Annotated in this window: 15 protein-coding genes; 13 read left to right on the top strand and 2 right to left on the bottom strand. The window is 62.7% G+C overall.

Annotated elements, in window-relative coordinates; translation table 11 throughout:
• The first annotated feature begins 48 nt into the window (after positions 1–48).
• The 5 genes from J2X76_RS13915 to J2X76_RS13895 are packed head-to-tail and all read left to right on the top strand — an operon-like array spanning position 49 to position 5,094.
• Entirely contained in the window at positions 49–879 is an 831-nt protein-coding gene (locus J2X76_RS13915) for a metallophosphoesterase (protein WP_310217050.1), read from the top strand.
• On the top strand, positions 876–2,045 hold the full coding sequence (locus tag J2X76_RS13910; protein WP_310217048.1) for an ABC transporter ATP-binding protein: 1,170 nt from the start codon (positions 876–878) through the stop codon (positions 2,043–2,045). Before J2X76_RS13915 ends, J2X76_RS13910 begins: the two co-directional genes overlap by 4 nt.
• The gene (locus J2X76_RS13905) at positions 2,038–2,970 is read left to right on the top strand and encodes a sugar ABC transporter permease (protein WP_310217045.1); all 933 of its coding nucleotides are present in this window, start codon (positions 2,038–2,040) and stop codon (positions 2,968–2,970) included. Before J2X76_RS13910 ends, J2X76_RS13905 begins: the two co-directional genes overlap by 8 nt.
• Complete coding sequence (locus tag J2X76_RS13900) at positions 2,967–3,803, top strand: carbohydrate ABC transporter permease (RefSeq protein WP_310217042.1); 837 nt, start codon at positions 2,967–2,969, stop codon at positions 3,801–3,803. Before J2X76_RS13905 ends, J2X76_RS13900 begins: the two co-directional genes overlap by 4 nt.
• 25 nt (positions 3,804–3,828) lie before the next feature.
• Positions 3,829–5,094 (top strand): ABC transporter substrate-binding protein, encoded by a 1,266-nt coding sequence (locus J2X76_RS13895; protein ID WP_310217040.1) that lies wholly within the window; start codon positions 3,829–3,831, stop codon positions 5,092–5,094.
• A gap of 71 nt (positions 5,095–5,165) precedes the next feature.
• On the opposite strand, the gene J2X76_RS13890 is transcribed toward J2X76_RS13895, so the two are convergent.
• Positions 5,166–6,146, bottom strand: coding sequence for a substrate-binding domain-containing protein (locus J2X76_RS13890; RefSeq protein WP_310217038.1), 981 nt, complete (start codon positions 6,144–6,146; stop codon positions 5,166–5,168).
• Between the two features lie 277 nt (positions 6,147–6,423).
• Here J2X76_RS13890 and J2X76_RS13885 point away from each other — a divergent pair, with 277 nt between their 5' ends.
• From J2X76_RS13885 to J2X76_RS13860, 6 genes are all read left to right on the top strand, one after another.
• Positions 6,424–7,308, top strand: coding sequence for an AraC family transcriptional regulator (locus J2X76_RS13885; protein ID WP_310217036.1), 885 nt, complete (start codon positions 6,424–6,426; stop codon positions 7,306–7,308).
• Positions 7,309–7,469: 161 nt separating this feature from the next.
• Positions 7,470–9,620: a TonB-dependent siderophore receptor gene (locus tag J2X76_RS13880; protein WP_310217034.1), complete on the top strand. Its 2,151-nt coding sequence runs from the start codon at positions 7,470–7,472 to the stop codon at positions 9,618–9,620.
• A 69-nt stretch (positions 9,621–9,689) separates the two neighbouring features.
• On the top strand, positions 9,690–10,565 hold the full coding sequence (locus tag J2X76_RS13875; protein WP_310217031.1) for an ABC transporter substrate-binding protein: 876 nt from the start codon (positions 9,690–9,692) through the stop codon (positions 10,563–10,565).
• A complete protein-coding gene (gene fhuB, locus J2X76_RS13870; RefSeq protein ID WP_405030033.1) occupies positions 10,549–12,549 on the top strand; it encodes a Fe(3+)-hydroxamate ABC transporter permease FhuB in 2,001 nt (666 codons plus the stop codon). The genes J2X76_RS13875 and fhuB overlap by 17 nt, the downstream gene beginning before the upstream one ends.
• Positions 12,546–13,604, top strand: coding sequence for a siderophore-interacting protein (locus J2X76_RS13865; protein WP_310217029.1), 1,059 nt, complete (start codon positions 12,546–12,548; stop codon positions 13,602–13,604). The genes fhuB and J2X76_RS13865 overlap by 4 nt, the downstream gene beginning before the upstream one ends.
• A gap of 138 nt (positions 13,605–13,742) precedes the next feature.
• Positions 13,743–14,951: an MFS transporter gene (locus tag J2X76_RS13860; protein WP_310217027.1), complete on the top strand. Its 1,209-nt coding sequence runs from the start codon at positions 13,743–13,745 to the stop codon at positions 14,949–14,951.
• Between the two features lie 116 nt (positions 14,952–15,067).
• Here the strand turns inward: J2X76_RS13860 and J2X76_RS13855 are convergent, their stop codons facing one another.
• A complete protein-coding gene (locus J2X76_RS13855; protein ID WP_310217025.1) occupies positions 15,068–15,610 on the bottom strand; it encodes a Pycsar system effector family protein in 543 nt (180 codons plus the stop codon).
• 113 nt (positions 15,611–15,723) lie between these two features.
• Between J2X76_RS13855 and J2X76_RS13850 the strand changes: the two genes are divergently transcribed.
• The gene (locus J2X76_RS13850) at positions 15,724–19,404 is read left to right on the top strand and encodes a FecR domain-containing protein (RefSeq protein ID WP_405030032.1); all 3,681 of its coding nucleotides are present in this window, start codon (positions 15,724–15,726) and stop codon (positions 19,402–19,404) included.
• Positions 19,404–21,371: an adenylate/guanylate cyclase domain-containing protein gene (locus J2X76_RS13845; RefSeq protein WP_310217021.1), complete on the top strand. Its 1,968-nt coding sequence runs from the start codon at positions 19,404–19,406 to the stop codon at positions 21,369–21,371. Before J2X76_RS13850 ends, J2X76_RS13845 begins: the two co-directional genes overlap by 1 nt.
• The last annotated feature ends 17 nt before the right edge of the window (positions 21,372–21,388 follow it).

Here is a 21,388-nt window from a genome sequence, read left to right as displayed (position 1 = left end):
AAAGACCTTCGCACTTGCGAAAGGTATTTGCGAGACCGGAGAGCTGCCGTGAAGATCATTCAGATTACCGACACCCATTTCAGCCCGGAAAAGCAGCATTTCAACGGCAACTGGGCGCCGCTGCTGACCTGGATCGAGGACACCCGGGCCGATCTCATCATCCATACGGGGGATCTGACCGTCGATGGCGCCGACAAGCCGGGCGACATCACGTTCTGCATGGACCTGATGCGGCAGACGTCGATCCCGATGCTGATCCTGCCGGGCAATCACGATGTCGGCCACCTGCCGGGTTCCGAACAGCCGGTCAACGCCGGGCGCCTCAAGCGCTGGCGGGACCTCGTCGGAGAGGACCGCTGGTTCGAAGATACCGCCGACTGGCGTTTCGTCGGCCTCAACTCGCTCCTGCTCGGTCATGAGGACGAGGAAGAAGAAGCCCAGTTCGAATGGCTGCGCGAGACCCTGGAAGAGCGTAGCGGCCGCCGCATCGCGCTGTTTGCCCACAAGCCGCTATTCGTCGACGAGCCGCATGAGGGCGACACGGGGTACTGGAGCGTCCGCCCGGCGCAACGCAAGCGTCTCTACGACCTGATCGCCGCCCATGACGTGGCGCTGTTCGCAAGCGGTCACCTGCACTGGGCCTGGCAGGGCCGTTTCGAGAACACCGCCCTCACCTGGGGTCCGTCGGCCGCCTTCATCCTCGACAAGATGGTCCGCGAAATGCCGGGCGAGCGGCTGGTCGGCGCCGTCGTGCACGAATTCGGCGACAACGTTCAAAGCGATATCGTCGCCGTGCCAGGCATGACGGCCTATGTCCTCGACGACGTCATCGAGGAAGTCTATCCGACCAATTCCAAGCAAACGGAGAGCGCCGAATGACCGCTCTTTCGCTTCGCGGCATCGAAAAATCCTTCTCCGGCAACGCCATCCTCAAGGGCGTCAGCCTGGATGCCGGTCCGGGTGAGTTCATCGCCCTCGTCGGCCCGTCCGGCTGCGGCAAGAGCACGCTTCTGCGCATCCTCGCCGGCCTCGAAAGCGCCGACTCCGGCGAGATCATGCTCGGCGACCGCGACCTGTCTTCGGTACCGGCGGCCGACCGCAACATCGCCATGGTGTTCCAGTCCTACGCGCTCTATCCCCATCTGACGGCCGCGCAGAACATCGCCGTGCCGCTGTTGATGCGCAGGCTGACGGGCGCGCAGCGACTGCCGCTGGTCGGCCCGCTGATGCCCGGCCAGCGCAAGGCGATAACCGAAATCAAGCGCGACGTGCGCGAGATGGCGGTATCGCTGAAGATCGACCACCTGCTTGACCGCAAACCCGGCCAGATGTCCGGTGGCCAGCGTCAGCGCGTCGCGCTCGGCCGCGCCATGGTGCGTCGTCCGGCGGTCTTTCTAATGGACGAGCCGCTTTCCAACCTCGATGCTAACCTGCGCGTCCATGCCCGCGGCGAGATCGTCGAATTGCACCGCCGCGCCGGCGTGCCGACGCTCTACGTCACCCATGACCAGGCCGAAGCGCTGTCCATGGCCGACCGCGTCGCCGTGATGATCGGCGGTTCGCTGCTGCAGCTCGCATCGCCACAGGTCATCTACGACGATCCGGCCCATGTCGAAGTGGCCCGCTTCATCGGACAGCCGCGCATCAACCTCTTCCAGTCGGTGGTCGGTGCCGACGGCAGGGTAACACTCGGCGATGTCAGCCTCGGCCTCTCCCGCGAAACGGCCTCGGCCGGGGCACGGGTGACGATCGGCATCCGGCCGGAATTCGTCCGCGTTCATCGATCCGGCCAGCAGGGCCTGCCGGCCCGTATCGAGCGCCTCGAATTCCTGGGCTCCGAGATCATCGCCTATTGCCGGCTGGATGCGATCGGCGAACCGGTCGTCGCCAAACTTTCGCCCGCCGAAGGCGCCGGTCTTGCCGCCGCCATGCCGGTACGTCTCGACTTCGACCCAGACCGGCTTTTCTTCTTTGCCGAAGATGGTCATCGACTGCGCTCGGCTCCGACGGGCGCCGCCGCTCCGCTGGAGACGGCCCATGGCTGAGGCGATCGCCACGGCGACCCCGATCGTCAGGAAACCCGTCCGCTCGGCCGCCGACCGGCAGGAAGCACGCGCCGCACTCGCCCTGTCGCTGCCGGCGATGGTGCTTCTGTTCGTCTTCATCCTGCTGCCGGTTGCCCTGGTCATCACATTCGGCTTCACCGACTACGAGCTCGGTTATGCCGGCTTCCGTTTCGTCGGTTTCGACAATTACGCCGATCTCTTCACCGACCGGACCTTCCGCCGCTCGCTCTGGAATACGACCGTCTACACGGCGATCGTCGCACCCGTCTCGATCTTCATGGCGCTGGGCCTCGCGATGCTGATCGAAAGCGAGACTATCGGCCGGTCCTTCTTCAGAACCGCCTATTTCCTGCCGGTCGCCTCGCTGCTCGTCGCCATGGCGACCGTCTGGCAATACCTCTTCCACCCGACGATCGGGCCGATCAACGCGCTTCTGGCGCTCGGCGGCCTGCCGCGCCCCAACTGGCTCGGGGCCTCGACATCCGTCCTCTACAGCCTGTCGATCATCGGCATCTGGCAGTCGGTCGGCTTCAATCTCGTCCTCTTCCTTGCCGGCCTCACCGCGATCCCCCGCGAGCTCTATCACGCGGCGCATGTCGACGGCGCCCGCTCCGCCTTCGACCGGTTCCGGCTGGTCACCTGGCCGATGCTCGGTCCGACGACGCTGTTCGTCACAACGATCAGCATCATCAACGCGGTCAAGGTCTTCGAAACGGTCAAGACACTGACCGAAGGCGGGCCGAACAAGGCTTCCGAAGTGCTGCTCTTCACCATCTACCAGGAAGGGTTCGTCTACCTGAAGGTCGGTTACGCCTCGGCGATGACGGTGGTTTTTCTGATCATCCTGGTGGTGCTGATGTTCCTCCAGTACCGGATCCAGGACAAGCAGGTGCACTACTCATGAACGCGCAGGCCTTCACTTTCGGGCGCGCCGTCCGCCTGTCGATCCTGATCTTCGGTGCGGTGATCTTCCTCGCCCCCTACATCTTCATGATCTCGACCGCCGGCAAGGCGCAGAGCGACATCTTCTCCTCGTCGCTGTCGCTCGTCCCGCAGCACTGGTCCTATGTCGCCAATTTCACCAAGGCGCTGACCCGCGTCTCGATGACGACGCTGTTGTGGAATGGTGTTGTGGTCTGCACCCTGATCTTCGTTTTACAGGTGATCATCGCCATACCCTGCGCCTATGCCATGGCGAAGCTGAAATTCCGCGCCGCAAGGCTGATGATGGTGCTGGTCATGCTCGGCCTCCTGGTGCCGATCCACGCCACCGCCCTGCCGCTCTACGTCGCCTTCGACCGCATGGCGGTGCTCAACAGCTATTTCGCGCTGGTCGCTCCCTTCGCCATTTCGGTGTTCGGCATCTTCCTGTTTTTGCAATTCTTTCGCGCCATGCCGGACGACCTGATCCACGCCGCCCGCCTCGACGGCATGTCGGAAACCGGCATCATCGCCCGCGTCATCGTACCCAATGCCTGGCCGGCGATCACCGCCTTCGCGATCTTCTCGGTCGTCGCCCACTGGAACGACCTTTATTGGCCGCTGATCGTCGTTTCCAACCAGGCCTATGCGACGCCGCCGCTCGGCCTTCTCTATTTCCGCGCCGCCGAGGCGGGCGACGACTACGGCGCGCTGATGGCCGCCACGCTGATCATCACCACACCCCTCGTTGCGGCTTTCCTTCTGGCACAGAAGCGCTTCGTCGAGGGCATCACAATGACCGGTCTCAAAGGCTGACCGGCATCAACCAGGAGACCATGCGATGAAGCATATCACCAAGTTTGTCGCCGCCGCGGCGATTGCCATGACGGTGTCGCTTCCGGCCCATGCCGAAACGACATTGACCGTGCATTACCCGATGCCGGGCTTCTTCAAGGACGTGATGGACACGATCTCGAAGAAGTTCATGGAAGAAAATCCGGACATCAAGATCCAGTTCGCCAATCCGTCGGCCACCTATGAAGAGGGCATCCAGCTCATCATGCGCCAGGCCGGCACGGCGGAAATGCCGGACCTGACCTTCATCGGCCTCAACCGCCTGCGCATGGTTCAGGAGCGCGACATCCCGGTCGATCTCGCTCCGTTCATCGCCAAGGAAGGCGATATGGGCAAGCTCGGCTTTTCCGATAACATCCTCAAGCTCGCCCAGGTCAAGGGCAAGCAGGTCGGCCTCGCTTTCGCGACGTCGAACCCGATCATGTACTACAATGCCGACCTGGTGAAGGCGGCCGGCGGCAATCCGGATGTTCCCCCGAAGACCTGGGATGAAGTCATCGCGCTCGGCGCCAAGATCAAGGCGCTCGGCAACGGTGTCGAAGGCATCGACTTCCGCTGGCAGGGCGACGACTGGATGTTCTCGGCACTGCTGTTCGGCGCGGGCGGCCAAATGCTGGGCGCCGACGAAAAATCCGTCGCATTCGCAGGCCCGGAAGGCGAGAAGGCCGTCAACGTTCTCGACCAGATGGTCAAGAAGGGTGGCCTGCCCGTATTCACCGCCCAGGCCGGTGAACAGGCCTTCTTCGCCGGCAAGGTCGGCATCGAGTTCAAGACGACCGGCGCTCTGCGCAACACGATCAAGAGCGTCGGCGACAAGTTCGACCTGCGCACCGCGCAGATCCCGCTGATCGACCCGGTCAAGGGCAAGCTGCCGACCGGCGGCAACGCCGTCGTCATCCTCGCCCGCAATGCCGAAAAGCAGCAGGCCGCCTGGAAGTTCGCCAAGTTCGCCGCCGGCCCCTACGGCGCCTCGGTCGTCGTTCCGGGCACCGGCTACGTTCCGAACAACGAGCTTGCCGCCAAGTCGCCAGAATATCTCGGCAACTTCTACAAGCAGAACCCGCTGTTCGTCGCCGGCCTCAGCCAAATGGACCGCATGGTTCCGTGGTACGCCTTCCCGGGCACCAACGGCGTCAAGGTCACCCAGGCGATCGTCGAGAACCTGTCGCGCATCGTCGAACAGCAGGCCACCCCGAAGCAGGCGCTCGAAGACGCCGCTGCCGAAGTGAAGGGCCTGCTGCCGCGCAGCTGATCGCATGACCGACCAAGAAAGTCGCCGCCTCCGGTCCGGGAGGTGGCGATTTTTGCATTGAGGGACGACGCTCAGATGGCACGCACCGTGCCGCCCCGGCGCAACATGTAGGCGATATCGAGATGGCGGGCGGGTGCGGCGTTTTCCGCAATGTCCAGCAGCAGCGAGGCGGCGGCCGCTCCCATGCTCGCGTCCGGCATCTCCACCGTCGTCAGCGGCGGATCCATCAGCCGTGCGATGGCGATCCCGTCGAAACCGGCCACGGAAATATCGCGCGGCACGGAAAGTCCGTCACGCCTGAGCGCGCCGATGACGCCGAGCGCAAGGAGATCGTTGGAAGCGATGATCGCCGTCGGCGTGGCGGCCACGAGCGCCGCGCCGAGGTCAAGCTGATCGTAGCCGTTGACGAAGGGGATCTGGACCGCTTCCAACGGTGCAAGGCCATCCTTGATCATCGCTTCGCGATAACCTTCATGCCGGCGACGTGCGCGGTCGGAAGCCGCGAAATTTCCGGAAACGAACAGGATGCGTCGATGGCCGAGATCGATCAGCATCTGGGTCAGCTCGCGGCCGGCGCCGCGATTGTCCACCGTCACGGCCGCGGGAAACAGCGGGGTCGGCAGGTTGTTGAGAAGCACGGTTGGCGGCAACGAGGACGTGAGGGCGACACTCGTGCCGGGATCGCAAACCGTCAGGATCAGGCCGGTCGGCCGGTCGTTGAGAAGCGAGGCGACCGCATCCGCCTCGCGTGCAGGGTCGTAGTTCGACTGGGCGATCAGCACCCCATGGCCGGCAACCAGCATGCGGTTCTGGATGCTGGAAAGCGAGGAGGCGAAGACGGGATTGGTGATGCTGGGGATCAGCACGCCGACGACCGGCCGTTGTCCGGGCCTGCCGGCCGCGGAATGTATCGCCTTATAACCGAGTTCCGCCGCTGCGCGGCGGACCCTGCGGACCATGCGGTCGCTGACATTGCCGTAGCGATTGAGCGCCCGGCTCGCGGTCGCCAGGGAGCATCCTGCTCTTATCGCCACCTGCTGCAATGTCGTCATCCAGGAATGCCCTTTTCCGCTTGCCCGGCCCGTGGCCAGCCGGCAGCAGGTTTCCTCTCGGCATGTAAGAGTTTTATGTCAGCAACGAAGGATTTTTTGCCGCTGCGATCGCGCCGTAGGTGAGCAACGTCTCTGGCAGCGGGCGCTCCGATCCCAACCTCCTTTCATTGGCGGTCGCGCAGGCCGTCATGGTGTGGCATCAGCAACGCCGGTGGGATTGATACACTCCGTTGAAGTTGATAATTACACACAAGTTTATTTTGTTCAGGATAGCTGCATGACTTTCCAGCCGCGAATGCAAAACAGGATCGAGGGTTTTTCGATCATGGGCGGGCTGAAGCGCCGATACTGGAACGGCATCGCCGCCGATCTCTGGGACGTGGAATGCGCCGCTTATGCGGGCGGGCACTATGTGGCGCGGGATCCGCGATTGTTCATCCTGCTCGACCAGCGCGGCCGCGGACGCCCCGTCGTCAAGCTATCGCCGAAATCCCGCGGCGCTCCGCAGGACAGCAATCAGAGCCCGATCTCCTACATTCCCGCCGACATGGACCTCTGGATGGATTTTGCCGACGTGCAGTATGTGCGCCATCTCGATATCCATTTCGACGCGGATATCCTCGGCCGCCGGCTGATGGAAGACATCAATCCGAAAAAGCTCAAGGACCCCCAGCTTCTGTTCTCGGACCAGCGCGTCATGACGTTGGCCGGACTGATTGCCGCCGAGATCTGCAATCCCGAGCCGCTGCACGATCTTTATGGGGACGGGCTTGCCCTGGCGCTTCTCATCGATGTCTTGAAGATGGTCAAGACGCCGACCCGGCGGCGGGGAGCGCTGGCAGCCTCGCAGCTACAGCGCGCCACGGATTTCATCACCGCAAACTGCATGCGCAATATCCGCCTGCAGGAGCTTGCCGACCTGACGGGGCTGTCGCCATCGCATTTCAGCCATTCCTTCAAGGCATCGACGGGCATGGCGCCCCACGACTGGCAGATGAATGCCCGGCTGGAACGTGCGAAAGAGCTGCTGGTATCGGATGCCCATCCTCTGACGGACGTCGCCGCCGAAACCGGTTTCTCGGATCAGGCGCATTTCACCAAGGTGTTCCGCAAGCATATGGGAACGACTCCGGCCCGCTGGCGGAAGGCCAGGCAGGAGTGATGCATTTTTGCAAATATTTGCCCGCCGTTACCGAATTTGCCCAAGAACGTCCAATTGCCACCGATCGAACCAAGCCGGAACTTTAAATATGAGTTAACTGCTCACCTTATTACGGCGCCGCTTCTTGCGGCGGCGGAAGGTTCGTGTGAGTGGGGCTTGGAATGAACGAGAGAAAAGCAACCTTGGGGGCAAGGCTTGGACTGGGCGCCGGCGTGGCACTCGCCGCCCTTTGCGCCGCTTCGGCGGTGCATGCGCAGAATGCCGATACGACACTGGCGCCGATCGTCCTTCATGGCGAAGGTGAAGGCGATGGGACCGGTCCGGTCAAAGGGTATGTCGCGAAGAAATCGACGACCGGCTCCAAGACCGATATGCCGCTCAAGGAAATCCCGCAGTCCGTGTCGGTCATCGGCAGGCAGGAGATGGACGACCGCGGCGCCGTCAGCAAGGTCGATCAGGTGCTCCTTTACACACCCGGCGTATTCGGCCAACCCTACGGCTCGGACCCCGACACCGACTGGATCTATGTCCGCGGTTTCAACGCATCGCAGACCGGCGTGTTCTTCGACAGCCTGGCGCTCACCAGCCATTCCTATGGCGGCTTCCAGCTTGATCCGTTCATGCTGGAGCGCGTCGAGGTCCTCAAGGGGCCGGCGTCCGTGCTGCTCGGCGGCGCCAATGCCGGCGGCGTCGTCAACCTGATCCGCAAGCGCCCGACCGACGAGCCTTATTATTATACCGAGACCGGCATCAACACGAACGGCAACGCCTTCTTCGGCTTCGATGTCTCCGACAAGGTCACGCCTGACGGCAGCTTCAGCTATCGCCTCACCGGCAAGCTGGCGGGCGGAGACAACTATACCGACTACAGCGAAGACCTGCGCGGCTTCATCATGCCGCAGTTCACCTTCTCGCCGGACGCAGGCACCAACCTGACGGTCTGGGGTTACATCAGCGGCCTGGATCAGGTCCACACCACCAACGGTCTGCTGCCTTACGGCGGCACGGTCGTCAACGCCGGCTATGGCAAGATCCCGCGCGACATGTTCCTCGGAGATCCCAATTTCGACGACGGCAAGGTCGTCCAGAAGATGTTCGGTTACGAGTTCGAGCACGAGTTCGAGGGCGGCTGGAAATTCACGCAGAACCTGCGGTATTCCAACCTCTTCAAGCGCGAGCAGTACGTCTATCCGTTCGATCTCGACCAGACGGACGCGGTGGTCGGCCGCTACAGCGAAGACATTACCTCGAAGGCTAATGCCTTCAACGTCGACAACCGGATTGAGAACGAATTCGACCTGGGCGGCGCCTCGCACAAGGTCATGGTCGGCCTGGACTATCGCTATTACCGCCTCGATACCGACCAGTTCGCCAGCGCCTTCGGATCGGTGCCCGCTTTCGACCCGAGCAACCCCGCCTACGGCGTGGCTCTGCCACCGGTCGACCGCAACCTGCACCAGGTCTACACGATCAACCAACTCGGCGTTTACGCTCAGGACCAGATGAAGTTCGGCGACGGCTGGATCGTCACCTTGAACGGTCGTTACGACTACGTCCACAACGAGATCGAGGACCTGTTGGCGGGAACGCAGAACTATTCCAGCAACGATCGCGCCTGGAGCGGCCGCGCGGGCCTGGCTTACGAGTTTGCCAACGGCCTGACGCCCTATGTCAGCGCCGCAAGCTTCTTCAGCCCGATCGTCGGCCTGACGGGGGGCGCCGCACCGAAGCCCGAGGAAGGTTACCAGTTCGAGGCAGGCGTCAAATACGAGCCGACCTGGCTTGACGGCACCCTGACGGCCTCCGTCTTCGATATCACCAAGCAGAACTACACGATCACCACAGGCGGGATCACCAGCCAGATCGGCGAAGTCCGCTCGCGCGGTATCGAAGTGGAAGGCAAGGTAAACCTGGACCAGAACTGGAAGGTCATTGCGGCAGCTTCGTTTACGGACATCGAGATCACCAAGGACGATGCTACCCTGATTGGAAAGACACCCAATGTCGTTCCGGATGTCCTCACCTCGCTCTGGCTCGACTATACGGTGACCGAAGGGCCGCTGGAAGGGCTCGGTTTCGGCGCCGGCATGCGCTATCGCGGCAAGTCCTGGGCCGACAACGCGAACACCATGCGCGTCCCGGATTCGACGGTCTTCGATGCAGCGATCCGCTATGAGAAGAACGACTGGAAGGCGTCCCTGAACGTCACCAACCTGTTTGACAAGGAATATGTCGCAGGCTGCAACACGCAGTATTTCTGCGGTTACGGCGAGGCGCGCACCGTCAATTTCAAGATCAGCAAGGTCTGGTAGTGGACACCTGAAACAAGTTTCGCGGGAAGGCCCCTTTCGGGCCTTCCTTTGCCTTTGGAGACATGCCGAGTGCCGCAATTCACCCGCAGAACCCTGCTCGCAGCCGCCGCCGCATCGGTGGCGACGCGCGCCCTGCAGGCGGAAGAAGCGGGACCGCGAGTTGCCACGCTCGACTGGGCGCTTCTTGAAACGCTGCTTGCGATCGGCGCCAATGTCGTGGCGGCAACCGAGCTTCGCCAGTTTCGCCAGGTTGCAGTCAAACCCGACGTGCCGGCAGGCGTCGCCGACCTCGGCCTGCGCGGATCGCCGAACTTCGAGGCGCTGCGCTTCGCCCGCCCGGACCTGATCTTCAATTCGAACTTCTACGCCGGGGCCGATCCGCTGATGAGCCGTATCGCACCGGTGGAAACCCATGCGATCTACAGACCCGGCGAGAGCCCATACATCCTTGCCGAGCAGGCGACGCTTGCGATCGGCGAGCGTCTGCAGCGCCCCGCAGCCCGCAGGATGGTCGAAGACCTCGCAGACAGGCTCGATCGCTACAAGCACCTGCTGGCCAAGGGTGATGGCCGTCCTGTCCTGCCGATCAATCTTGGCGATGCGCGCCACTACAGGGTTTTCGGTTCCGACAGCATGTTCGGCGAGGTGCTGAAACGCCTCGGGCTGGCCAACGCCTGGACGGGTGCGACCAGCTATTCGGCCGTCGCGCCGATGGGCATCGAGACGCTGGCTTCCATGCCCGAGGCCTGGATCATCCTCGTTCCACCGCATCCGATGGATGCCTTCGGGGCGTTGACCGAAAGCGCGTTCTGGAAGGCCTTGCCCGCGGTGCGGGAAAACCGCGTGCTGACGGTCGGATCGATCAATCCCTATGGGGCTCTGCCGGCAGCAGGCCGGTTTGCCGATTTCCTGGCCGAAGGATTTTCCCATGTCCGGAACGGCTAGTCTCCCACTGCACATGCCGACCGGCCTGCCCGGCTTCGTTCCTGCAGCCGCGCTCGGCACCGCCTGCGTCGCCTCGTTCATCCTGCTCCTGACGTTCAGCCCGCAGGTCCCCGGGGACACGGCGACCGCTGCCACCCTCGATGCGATCCTGCTGTGGAACAGCCTTCTGCCCCGCGCCGCGATCGCGCTGATCGCCGGTGCTGCGCTCGGTCTTTCCGGTGCGCTGCTGCAAAGGGTGCTGCGCAATCCGATCGCCGATGCCTCGACCCTCGGCATCGCCTCGGGTGCGCAACTGGCGCTGACGCTCGGCCTCGCTGTCCTGCCGCTCCTGAGCGGCGTCTCCCGCGAGCTGGTCGCCTTTGCCGGCGGCTTTGGTGCGGTGGCGATCGTACTGGCGCTGAGCTGGCGGCGCGGGCTCGATCCGGTCACGGTGGCGATCTCCGGCATGATCGTCAGCCTGATCGCCGCCTCGCTCAGCGTGACGCTGATCCTGGCGCGCGGCGAATATGCCATGTCGATCCATATCTGGGGTGCAGGCGCGCTCAACCAGCAGGACTGGAACGGCGTCATCTCGCTGGCACCACGGCTCGCGGCGGGCATCGTCGCCGCGGCACTCCTGCTGCGGCCGCTGAATGTCATGGCACTTGACGATTCCAGTGCCCGGAGCCTCGGGGTCGCGTTGCACGCGGTCCGGTTTTCAATCCTCATCCTTGCGGTCTGGCTGTCCGCCTCTGTCACGGCAACAGTCGGCATCATCGGCTTTCTGGGGCTTGCGGCTCCCACTATAGCCAGGTTCTGCGGCGCCCGGACCACTGGGCAGGTGATGACGGCCGCTCCTCTCGCGGGGGCCGCGGTTCTCTTCCTGGCCGACACACTGACGCAATTGCTCGGCCCCGGTTTCTCCGATCTCGTACCGACGGGCGCCGCAACTGCATTGCTCGGCGGACCGTTGCTTCTCCTGCTCCTGCCGCGCGTCCACGGATTTTCCTCGGTCACCGCAAGGGCGGATACCGCTTCTCGCCTGCTTCGAAAGCCTGCTATCGCGCTGTCGCTCCTGGCAGCGGCGTTGGCCATCATCCTCGCGCTCGTACTGACGCTGGGCCTGACGGATACGGGCTGGAGCGTTGCAATGGGCCTGCTCTTTTCCGAGCTCCTGCCCTTCCGTCTGCCGCGCATTCTGGCTGCCGGCGGTTCCGGTGCCATGCTCGGAGCAGCCGGTTTCGTCATGCAGCGGGTGACCGGCAATCCAATTGCGAGCCCCGAAATACTCGGCGTTTCCAGCGGCGCGGGCGCCGGTTTGACGGCCGCGCTGTTCCTGTTCGGCTTCTCCTCACCGGCAATCATGCTTCTCGGCATGGCGCTCGGCTCGTTTGCCGCCTTCCTGGTGATGATCGCGATTGCCGGACGCTCCGGATTTTCGGCCGAACGACTGCTGCTCGCCGGCATCGCCATCAGCGCCTTCTGCATGGCGATCGTCAGCATGGTGCTCGCGCAGGGCGATATGCGCAGCTATATCCTGCTCAACTGGATGTCCGGCTCGACCAACCGTGCCGGCGCCTTCGAAGCCTGGACGGCGATGATCGCACTCGTGGTGCTGACCGCGCCGCTTTTCCTGATGATCCGCTGGCTCACCATCCTGCCGCTCGGGACGGGCCTTTCCCGCAGCGTCGGCCTTGGCGTCCTGTCGTCCCGCCTTGCGCTCGCCATCCTTGCGGCATCGATGACGGCGATCTCGTCCTTCCTTGTCGGTCCCTTGAGCCTGACGGGATTGATCGCGCCGCATCTCGCCCGGCTCCTCGGCTTCCGGAAGCTGCAGCATCAGCTTGCCGCGGCAATCCTGATCGGCGCAGGCGTGCTGATCATGGCCGACTGGCTGTCGCGGATCGTCATCTATCCCTATCAGGTGCCGGTCGGCCTCTTCGCCGCGCTGATCGGCGGCCCCTATCTTCTCTGGCTGCTTGGATACAAGGAGAGAACCGCATGATGGCAGAACGCTTCACGCTGTCCGGCACCGCCGTCCCGGTCGATCCGGCGAGGATGCTGGATGGCCTCTGCGCCCGCTTCGTAGAACATTCGGACGTATGGCGCTCCGGCAATACCGCGACACTCGCCAATCATTCGGGCAAAGCCGACCTCCGCGACGAGGGCGGCCAGCTGTCGATCGAACTCTCCTGCCCGACGGCAGCCATGCTGCAGATGGTGCGCAACGTTATCGCCGAACATCTCTTCATGATCGCCGGCGACGAACCGCTGGAATTGACCTGGGCCGACATGCCGAAACCCTCGGCGCTGCCGGATTTCCGTGAGATCCGTGTCGTCTCCGCCTCAAACGTCACGCCGCATATGCGCCGGCTCACCGTCGCCTGCGCCGATGTCGCGCATTTTCGCGACGGCGGCCTGCATGTCCGCCTGCTGATCCCGCCGAAGGGCCGCGCTCCGGTCTGGCCGAGCACAAGGCCTGACGGGCGCATAGACTGGCCGAAGGGCGAGGACGAACTGACCGTCCGCATCTACACGATCCGCAGCATCGACCTTGACCGCAGCGAGATGGATATCGATTTCGTCCTGCACAAAACCTGCGGCCTGCCGATGCCGGGCGCCGATTTTGCACAGAATGCTCGCCCCGGGGATGTTGCCGGGCTTCTTGGCCCGGGCGGCGGCGGCGTACCGGACGCCTCGGACATGATCCTTGCCGGCGACGAAACCGCGCTTCCCGCGATTTCACGCATAGCCGCCGAAATGCCGGCCGGAAGTCGCCTCGTCGCCTTTGTCGAGGTCGAAACCGAGGCGGAAGAACAGCCACTCGTTTCGGCGGCCACCCTCGATATCCGCTGGCTTCACCGCAACGGCGCCGCCGCAGGAACCACCGGAATGCTTGAGAAGGCGATCAGGTCGGAGATCGAACGTGCCGGCCCGGATACCTTCGTCTGGGCAGGCTGCGAGCGCTCGGAAGCCAAGGCAATCCGCGACCTCCTGAAGGCTCGCGGCCATGACCGGCAAAGAAGCAGCATCGGTTCCTACTGGCAGCGGCCTCAGTAACGCCAGCGCATCGCCATGTTCTCTTCCGATCGTTGTGCAGAGCACAAATTTGGACGAATGGGCATGGATTTCGGATTTTTGGATACAGATCATCCCGAAACGTTCGTCTATGACGTCTCCAAAACTAGGAGATATTTCATGACGGACACGACATCACAGCTTGACGCGCCGATAGGTGGACTGGAGACCGCGGAGTTGGCTCCCTGGACCGCGAAGACCTGGTTCGCGGTTCTTTCGATGGCAGCCACGAGCTTTGCTCTCGTATCGGCCGAGTTCCTGCCGGCAGGCCTGTTGACGCCCATGGCGCGCGATCTCGGGATTACCGAGGGAGCGGCCGGACAGGTCGTCACCGCGACCGCTTCCGTCGGCGCCGTGACGGCCCTGTTGAGCAATGTTCTCATCGGCAGACTGAACCGAAAGACGGTGCTGGTCGGTCTTAGTGCCCTGGCGATCGGCTCCAATGTTCTTGCATCCGTAGCGACCGATTTCTGGCTGTTGCTGCTGGGCCGCGCGGGGCTGGGCATCGCCCTCAGCGGTTTTTGGGCGCTTTCGGTTGCCGTCGTGGCGCGGCTGGTAGGCGCCAATGCGACGGGTCGGGGCATGGCTATCGTTACCCTCGGCGTCTCGCTTGCCACGATAGCCGCGCCATCGATGGGCGCCCTGATCAGCGACTGGCTTGGATGGCGCATCGCCATGGCCATGACGGCAGGACTTGCCGCGCTTGCCCTGCTGCTGCAGGTATTCAGCCTACCGACCCTGCCTGCAAGCACAAGCAACAGTCTCGCCGACGTATTCCGGCTGACACGGCGGCGTGGCATCCAGCTGGGAATGCTCGCCATTGTTCTGCTGATGACGGGGCATTTTTCCGGCTCGGTTTATGTGCGTCCTTTCCTGGAACAGGTGACGCTCCTGGAAACCAGATCGATCGCCTTGGCGCTGCTTGGCTTCGGCATCGCCTCCGTAATCGGCAACATTGCCGGTGGCCGAATGGCCGACACGAGTATCATCATGGCACTCGCTGTAACCGCGACGCTGATGGCATTCGCAGCGATCAGCCTGCTGCTTTGGGGCGCTTATCCCGCCATTGCCATCGCCCTGGTTACGCTCTGGGGTTTTGCCTTCGGCATGGCGCCGGTGGTGCTGCCGACCAATCTTTCGCGCGGGGCACCCGACGCTCTGGAGGCGGCGGGCAGCCTGATGGTGGTCTCTTTCCAGGTCGCCATCAGTATCGGCGCCGTTGTCGGCGGCTATGTCGTCGACAATTACGGCGCCGTGGGACCCATGAGCATTACTGCCGTCCTGGCTGTCTCGACGGTTGCCTTGGCGCTCCTGCAGCCGCGCGACTGACCTTCGCTTCCGGTTTGAGCAATCACGCCTGATCGTATCGAAGATGCCGGCGATGTTGCAACATTCGAGGCTGCCGCAAGCGCGGCGGCCTCGAAGCGTCGGTGCATCCGCGATCTTCAGGTCGCCAAGAGAAGCAGGACGTATGCGACCACGGTGAACATCAGCCCTCGGAATGCGTAGGAGACGCAACGGTATTTCCGCCGGGCGATCAGAGACAGGGCGTCGGCATTGTCCAGATATTCCTTGAAGAGATAGGCGACGTCACTGCGCTGAGCGGCATGTTCGAAGATGGATCGGTGCTGCGGCCATGTCCCCCAAAAAAGCGAGGTGGACTTTTCCACTCGCCGCGGGAGCACGACGAGAATTGCCGAAAGGATCGAAGAAATCGATGCGATGGCAAGCAGAGCGGAAACAATGACTGCGACCCAACTGCCGCCGGTATAGCGCGCCAGCGTGAAGACACCCCTTCCCTCGCTTGACGAGATCAGAAACGCGAGCATGAAGGTGAAGATATAGGCCGCCTTCTGGTCCGATATTTTTATCTGATCATAAAACACGTCATTTATCTTGCGGACGTGGTTGAAATATTCCTCGGTGATCTCACCCGATGCCATCGGCATTTCAAGCATTTCGGTCGGCGCGCTGTCAAAGTCGCTCAACTTGCTTCCCCCCAATTCCGAACTGTTTCCCTGTTAATACACTCTATGTGGAAAGCAATCCTGTTGCTCAAGTCCACCTTGACACTTGCCTGTTTTATAAGCAGTGGTGAGGCATGGTGGGGGCGACTAATCGATTTTATCTTGCAGCTATTGCGCTGCCTATACTTGCCGGCGGGATCATCTCGCCGGCGGCGGCGGAGCCTGTGCAGCGGTCGGGACAAGCTGCGGGCGCCGTGATCGCGCGCAAGGCAGGTGAAGAGGTGCGCTTCATCGACGTGTCGAGCTGGCAGTTCGTCGACCTGAAGCAAGACCTTGTCACCGGCGACGTGCTGCGCACCAATGCTACCGGTCAGCTGGCAATCCTTTTCTCCGACAGGACGCAGGTCCGTCTGGGCCGCAATTCCTCGCTTGTCGTCAAACAGATCACCGCCAGCACGAGCGCGGACACCGTGCTGGAGCTTCAATCGGGCACCATCTGGGCTCGCGCGGAACGCGGCGGGCCCGGGGTGCAGGTTCAGACGCCGGCGGCGGCAGCGGCGATCCGCGGCACCGACTGGACCATGACCGTCAAGGGCGAGCAGACTTCGCTCAACGTTCTCGAAGGCGTCGTGCAGTTCAGCAATCCGCAAGGCAGCGTCGAGGTGCGTCAGGGCGAAGGGGCCGTCGCCTCGATCGGCCAGGCGCCGCGCAAGATCGTCATCGTCGATTCGGATGATCGCGAGCAGATGCTGTTTTTCCTGCCGCCGCGGGAGGCGTTCGAGCGCATGCCGCCCTCGGCGCAGCCCGTCGCCGAGATGCGCCGCAATGCCGACCGCATCATGGCCATTCCCGCCGAGCGCCGCAACGCGGAGGATTGGGTCGCGCTTGCGGAAGCCCAGCTTTCGCTCGAAGGACGCCAGCGGGCGCGGCAGACGCTTGCCGTGCTCAAGGGGCAGCGGCTTTCCGCCTCCCAGCAGGCGCGTGTGACCCTGATCGAGGCGGTCCTCGCCGCAAGCGAGACCCACTATGCGCAAGCCGCCAAGCTTTTCGAGAAGGCGCAGCGCGGCCTCGATCCCAAACGCCGGGGAATTGCGTTATACGGCGGCTATTATGCCCGCGCTCTTGCCGACCCGAACCGGGTGGAAGCGCTGCCGCCGCAGGTGGGCGGCTCCGACGGTGCGTTTCTGCGCGCCTATGCGCTCGGCTTCCTGCAGGATCTGAAAGCTGCCATCGAGGTGCTGCGGGAAGCGGAACGGCAATATCCGGACGATCCGGAACTGCCGGCCTATCGTGGGTGGCTCGCTATTCTGCTCAACGATCGCGCCCAGGCCGAGGAGGCGCTCAGCCGGTCGCTCTCGATCGATCCCGCCGAACCGACGGCGCTCGAAGCGCGTTCCCATTTCCGCGCAGGCTTCAAGGGTGACTACAAGGGCGCGCTCGCCGATCTCGAAGCGGCCATCAAGGTCGCGCCCGGGGGCTCGACGACCTGGAACGCGATCGGCAACGTGCAGGCGGCACGGAACGCCAACCGCGAGGCCGAAGCGGCGTTCAAGAAATCGATCGAACTGGATCCGCAGGATCCGCTCAGCCACTCGAATTTGGCCCTCTTCTATCTCGACATCGGCCGCATCGAGGATGCCAGGCGCGAGATCGACGCGGCATTGGCCATAGACCCGGCGTTCGACATCGCGCTTGTCGCCCGCGGCCGCTACTACATGCAGACCGGAGAACTGGACAAGGCGGTCGACGACCTGCTCGCCGCCAGCGTCGCCAATCCGGGATATTCGCAGGCGCAATTGCTGCTTGCCGCGGCAAATTACGAAAAGGGCGACCGGGTTCCGGCCGAACAGGCGACGGAAAGCGCCGAGCGGCTCGACGATAACGACCCGGTGATCTCCGCATTGCGCACGGCGGTTGCGATCGACAATTACGATTCCGAAGGGGCGATCCGCAACGCGCAAGAATATCTGCGTCGCTCGAAGGCCCGTGGCGGCGATTTCACCTCGCTCGGCGCCAACCAGCAGGCGGGTTCGACGCTGAACGACGCATTTCGGCTGCAGGGCATGAACGCCTGGGGCGAATATTACAGCGACGTCGCCTTCGATCCCTTCGCCGGCACCGCCTATATCGACCAGAGCATCCGCGGCAGCGCGAACCCCTTCGTCAACAACTACTTCTACGGCGACAACGTCATCACCAACGAGCCGAACGGACAGGCATTCTCATCCTTCCTGCAGGGCCTGATGCTGGAACCGCATATCATTTCCGGCCGCTCACGCTCCGCCAACATCATCAGGCGCCCGTTCCTCGAGGGCTCGATCGGCGGCGGGATCAATACGGCCGGGGGCGAACTCGATTACATCGGCGAGGGAGAGGTCCAGGGATACAGCAATCTGCCGTTCCCGATCAGCTTCTATGGGAATTTGCAGTGGCAGAGGGTGCCGGACAGCCGTGATATCGGGGCGCTGACGGATCTCGATACGGAAAATAAGATCCTAGGGGGCAACGGTTATTTGACCGCGAGCCCGACTGCGTATGATCGGCTCGTGCTTTATTACAATAACGCGAAGGGCGATTCTAAAGTTCATTTCCAACAACTGGTAGATATTGATCCTCTATTTGGATTAGGATTTCCGTTTTTTGTTCCGGACATCACCCAGCAGTCGCAAAGTAACAGACTAACAAGTGGCGGAATCGGCTGGAGCCACACGATTGAGCATGAAAATGTAATCAACTCTGCATTGCTTTTTAGCCATACAGATAATCGAAGCAACCGTATCGAAGTGCTTGATATATTAGGCGTACCTCTAGAGATCGCCAGCGCTAGAAGCAAATTTGAGCAGAATACTTATATTGCAGCGCTGAACCATACGATTGGGACAGGGAACATCACTTGGCGGTACGGCATCGAAGGCGGCTGGCTTGATAGCGACCAATCGCAAGATACTTTTGACATTTTGACCGGGGCAGCAAGTATTTCCTCATCCAGCCATGTCGGCATCGGCCGCGTCTATGTCGATTTGCTCCAAGAAATCAATACCAATCTCAAAGCTGAGTATGGTCTCTTCGGGACGCTACTTTCGGGAGACGGCGTGGAGGTCCAACGTCTCGATCCGCGTGTCGGGATTGCTTGGTCGCCTGCGAACGGACAATGGCTGCGTGCAGGCTTTATACGCAGCAGTATAGATGTATCGACGCCAACACTCTCCCCAATCGGGATCGTCGGTCTCCAGCCGAACCAGATTTCGACTGACCCAGAGGGCTACACCAATACCATGGCTCTTCGGTGGGACGCGGAATGGACACCGGATTTCTTCACCGCCGTAGAATTCCAGCATCAGGACGTTAAAGACCTGCAAATTGGCATTCCGCTTTCCGCCATCCCCTTCACCACCTCCGACGGCCGCATTGACCGCGGCAGTGTAAACGCCAATCTTCTGCTCGGCCACGGCTTCGGCCTGTCCTCGACGGTCGCCTATACCAATTCCGAGGACCGGGACCCTGCATCTGCCACATTCGGCGGCGCCTTGCCTTTCGTGCCGGAATGGGCAGGACAGGTAGCCCTCACCTGGGTCAACGAAGCTAACATCAAGGCAACGCTTGCCGCCAACTACGTGGGCGACCGCGTCGACGAAGTCGGCATCGAACTGGACGACTACTGGACCCTGGATGCCAGCCTGACGTGGGAACCTTTCGACAAGCGTTTCGAACTGGATCTCACCGCCTACAATCTCCTGGACGAGGACATCGAGGTGAGTGCCGGCACGCCCGGTTGGGGCCGCTCCTTCAAGGGCACGCTCAAAGTTCGGTTCTGATGGCTGGCCGGCTCGGTTTCTCGCTTTCGACGCCCCGGTTTTTCTCGTCGCGTGGCGTGCAGGTCGCCATTCTGGCGGCATTCTTCTTTGCGGCGACGGCACTCGTCATGCGTCTGCCGGGCTGGCCGCTGATCGATTACCGGGCCTTCGACTATCTTTCGACCATCGGAGCCGCGCCCCTTGCCAAGGACGGACCGATCATCGTGGCGATCGACGAGCCGTCGCTGGCAGAGATCAACGTGCAATGGCCCTGGCCACGCAGCCTGCATGCCCGGCTGATCTCGCAGCTTCGCGCAGCCGGCGCCAAGGTGATCGGCATCGACATCATCTTTTCCGAACCGTCGACGCCGGCCGAGGACGAGGCGCTTGCCGCGGCTCTCGGGCCGGATGTGGTATTGGCGGGCGACGAGACGCTGGTGACCTCCGACCAGGCCGACCAGTTCATCCGCGTCATGCCGTTGCAGATGTTTTCCGACAGGCTGGCGCTGACCGGCATCGCGTCCGTTGGCCTGCATCGCGACGGCGTGCTGCGCGAAATGCCCGGTTACGATGACGGTTTTGCCGCCATGGTCGCGACTGCCGCCGGCGTCGATGCGGAATTGCCTCGGCCGGGAAGTCTCATTCAGGTGCTCGGCGGCCCCCGCACCTATCCGACAGTATCCTATTACCAGGCACTCGATCCGGAAAATTTCCTGCCGCCGCATATTTTCAAGGACCGTATCGTGATCGTCGGTCTGAGCCTGCAAACCGCGCCTTCGATCGAAAAAGGCGGTGCGGACGCCTTTCCCACCTCTTACACGGTGCATACGGGCAAGCTTTTGGCCGGTGCCGAAGTTCAGGCGACCATATTCGACAACCTGCGGCTCAAGACGGCCGTCGCCGAAGCCGGCAGCCCCGGGAGACAGGTACTGCTGCTTGCAGCGGTCCTGGCGGCGGCGGCGCTCGTCTGGCGGGGCACCGGCTGGCGCACCGTGGCGGTCGGTGCGGCGGCAATAGCGGTGCTGTTTTTCGGCAGTTATGTCATGCTGCGTTTCGGCCGCATCTTCGTGTCGCCTATGGCGGCGTCGCTTGCCTTTGCCGGCATCGCCGCAGCGCAGGCGACCCTCGATTATGCCCAGGAGCGGAAGAACCGGCGGCAGATCATGCGGGCCTTCTCGCAATATCTTGCTCCGGCCCTGGTCGACCAGCTCGCCCGCGATCCATCCAGGCTGAAGCTTGGCGGCGAGAAGCGCGAGCTTTCCATCCTGTTCTGCGACGTGCGCGGCTTTACGACGATCGCCGAGCAACTCAAGGAAGACCCGCAGCAGCTGACCATGCTGATCAACAGGCTGCTGACACCACTCTCCGAGATTGTCCTCTCCCACGGCGGCACGATCGACAAATATATCGGCGACTGCCTGATGGCGTTCTGGAATGCGCCGCTGGACGATCCTGCCCATGCGATCCATGCGGTGTCCGCCGCGCTTGATATGCTCCACTCGATGCAGGCCCTGAACGACCAGCTGAAGGCGGAGGCACAGGCGACGGGACGAACCCATTACCCGCTGGAGATCGGAATTGGGATCAATACCGGCGAATGCGTGGTCGGGAACATGGGCTCGACCAGCCGTTTCGACTATTCGGCGCTGGGAGACCCCGTCAATCTTGCGGCCAGACTCGAGGGCGCGTCCAAGGCATATGGTGTGCCTTTGCTCCTCGGCGCTCGGACAGCCCAGGCGGTTCACCCGTACCTTGCGGTCTTTGAGCTCGACCGCATCACGGTCAAAGGCAAACGGGAGGAGGTTCCGGTTTCCACCGCCTTTCGCCAAGGCTCGGAGGGGGCACAAAAGGCCCATGACGAATTCCTCGCGGCGCGTTACCGCGGCGATATCGGGGCCCAACGCGCGTTGGCGCCGATCCTCATCCGCGATATTCCGGCACTATCGGCGTATTACGGGCAGGCGCTGCAGCCACCTGCCGAAACCTGATTCTATTCCCGGTTTCA

It is taken from the genome of Neorhizobium sp. 2083 (assembly GCF_031455615.1).
Taxonomy (GTDB): domain Bacteria; phylum Pseudomonadota; class Alphaproteobacteria; order Rhizobiales; family Rhizobiaceae; genus Neorhizobium.
Note: the sequence above shows the minus strand (reverse complement) of the source record. Positions and strands in the feature narration are given on the sequence as shown.

What these genes read in the sequence shown, in the direction of transcription:
- J2X76_RS13880 (WP_310217034.1), top strand. Translation starts at nt 7,470, where the DNA reads ATGAACGAGAGAAAAGCAACCTTGGGGGCAAGGCTTGGACTGGGCGCC.
- J2X76_RS13865 (WP_310217029.1), top strand. Translation starts at nt 12,546, where the DNA reads ATGATGGCAGAACGCTTCACGCTGTCCGGCACCGCCGTCCCGGTCGAT.
- J2X76_RS13850 (WP_405030032.1), top strand. Translation starts at nt 15,724, where the DNA reads ATGGTGGGGGCGACTAATCGATTTTATCTTGCAGCTATTGCGCTGCCT.
- J2X76_RS13860 (WP_310217027.1), top strand. Translation starts at nt 13,743, where the DNA reads ATGACGGACACGACATCACAGCTTGACGCGCCGATAGGTGGACTGGAG.
- J2X76_RS13900 (WP_310217042.1), top strand. Translation starts at nt 2,967, where the DNA reads ATGAACGCGCAGGCCTTCACTTTCGGGCGCGCCGTCCGCCTGTCGATC.
- J2X76_RS13890 (WP_310217038.1), bottom strand. Translation starts at nt 6,146, where the DNA reads ATGACGACATTGCAGCAGGTGGCGATAAGAGCAGGATGCTCCCTGGCG.
- fhuB (WP_405030033.1), top strand. Translation starts at nt 10,549, where the DNA reads ATGTCCGGAACGGCTAGTCTCCCACTGCACATGCCGACCGGCCTGCCC.
- J2X76_RS13905 (WP_310217045.1), top strand. Translation starts at nt 2,038, where the DNA reads ATGGCTGAGGCGATCGCCACGGCGACCCCGATCGTCAGGAAACCCGTC.
- J2X76_RS13895 (WP_310217040.1), top strand. Translation starts at nt 3,829, where the DNA reads ATGAAGCATATCACCAAGTTTGTCGCCGCCGCGGCGATTGCCATGACG.
- J2X76_RS13910 (WP_310217048.1), top strand. Translation starts at nt 876, where the DNA reads ATGACCGCTCTTTCGCTTCGCGGCATCGAAAAATCCTTCTCCGGCAAC.
- J2X76_RS13885 (WP_310217036.1), top strand. Translation starts at nt 6,424, where the DNA reads ATGACTTTCCAGCCGCGAATGCAAAACAGGATCGAGGGTTTTTCGATC.
- J2X76_RS13845 (WP_310217021.1), top strand. Translation starts at nt 19,404, where the DNA reads ATGGCTGGCCGGCTCGGTTTCTCGCTTTCGACGCCCCGGTTTTTCTCG.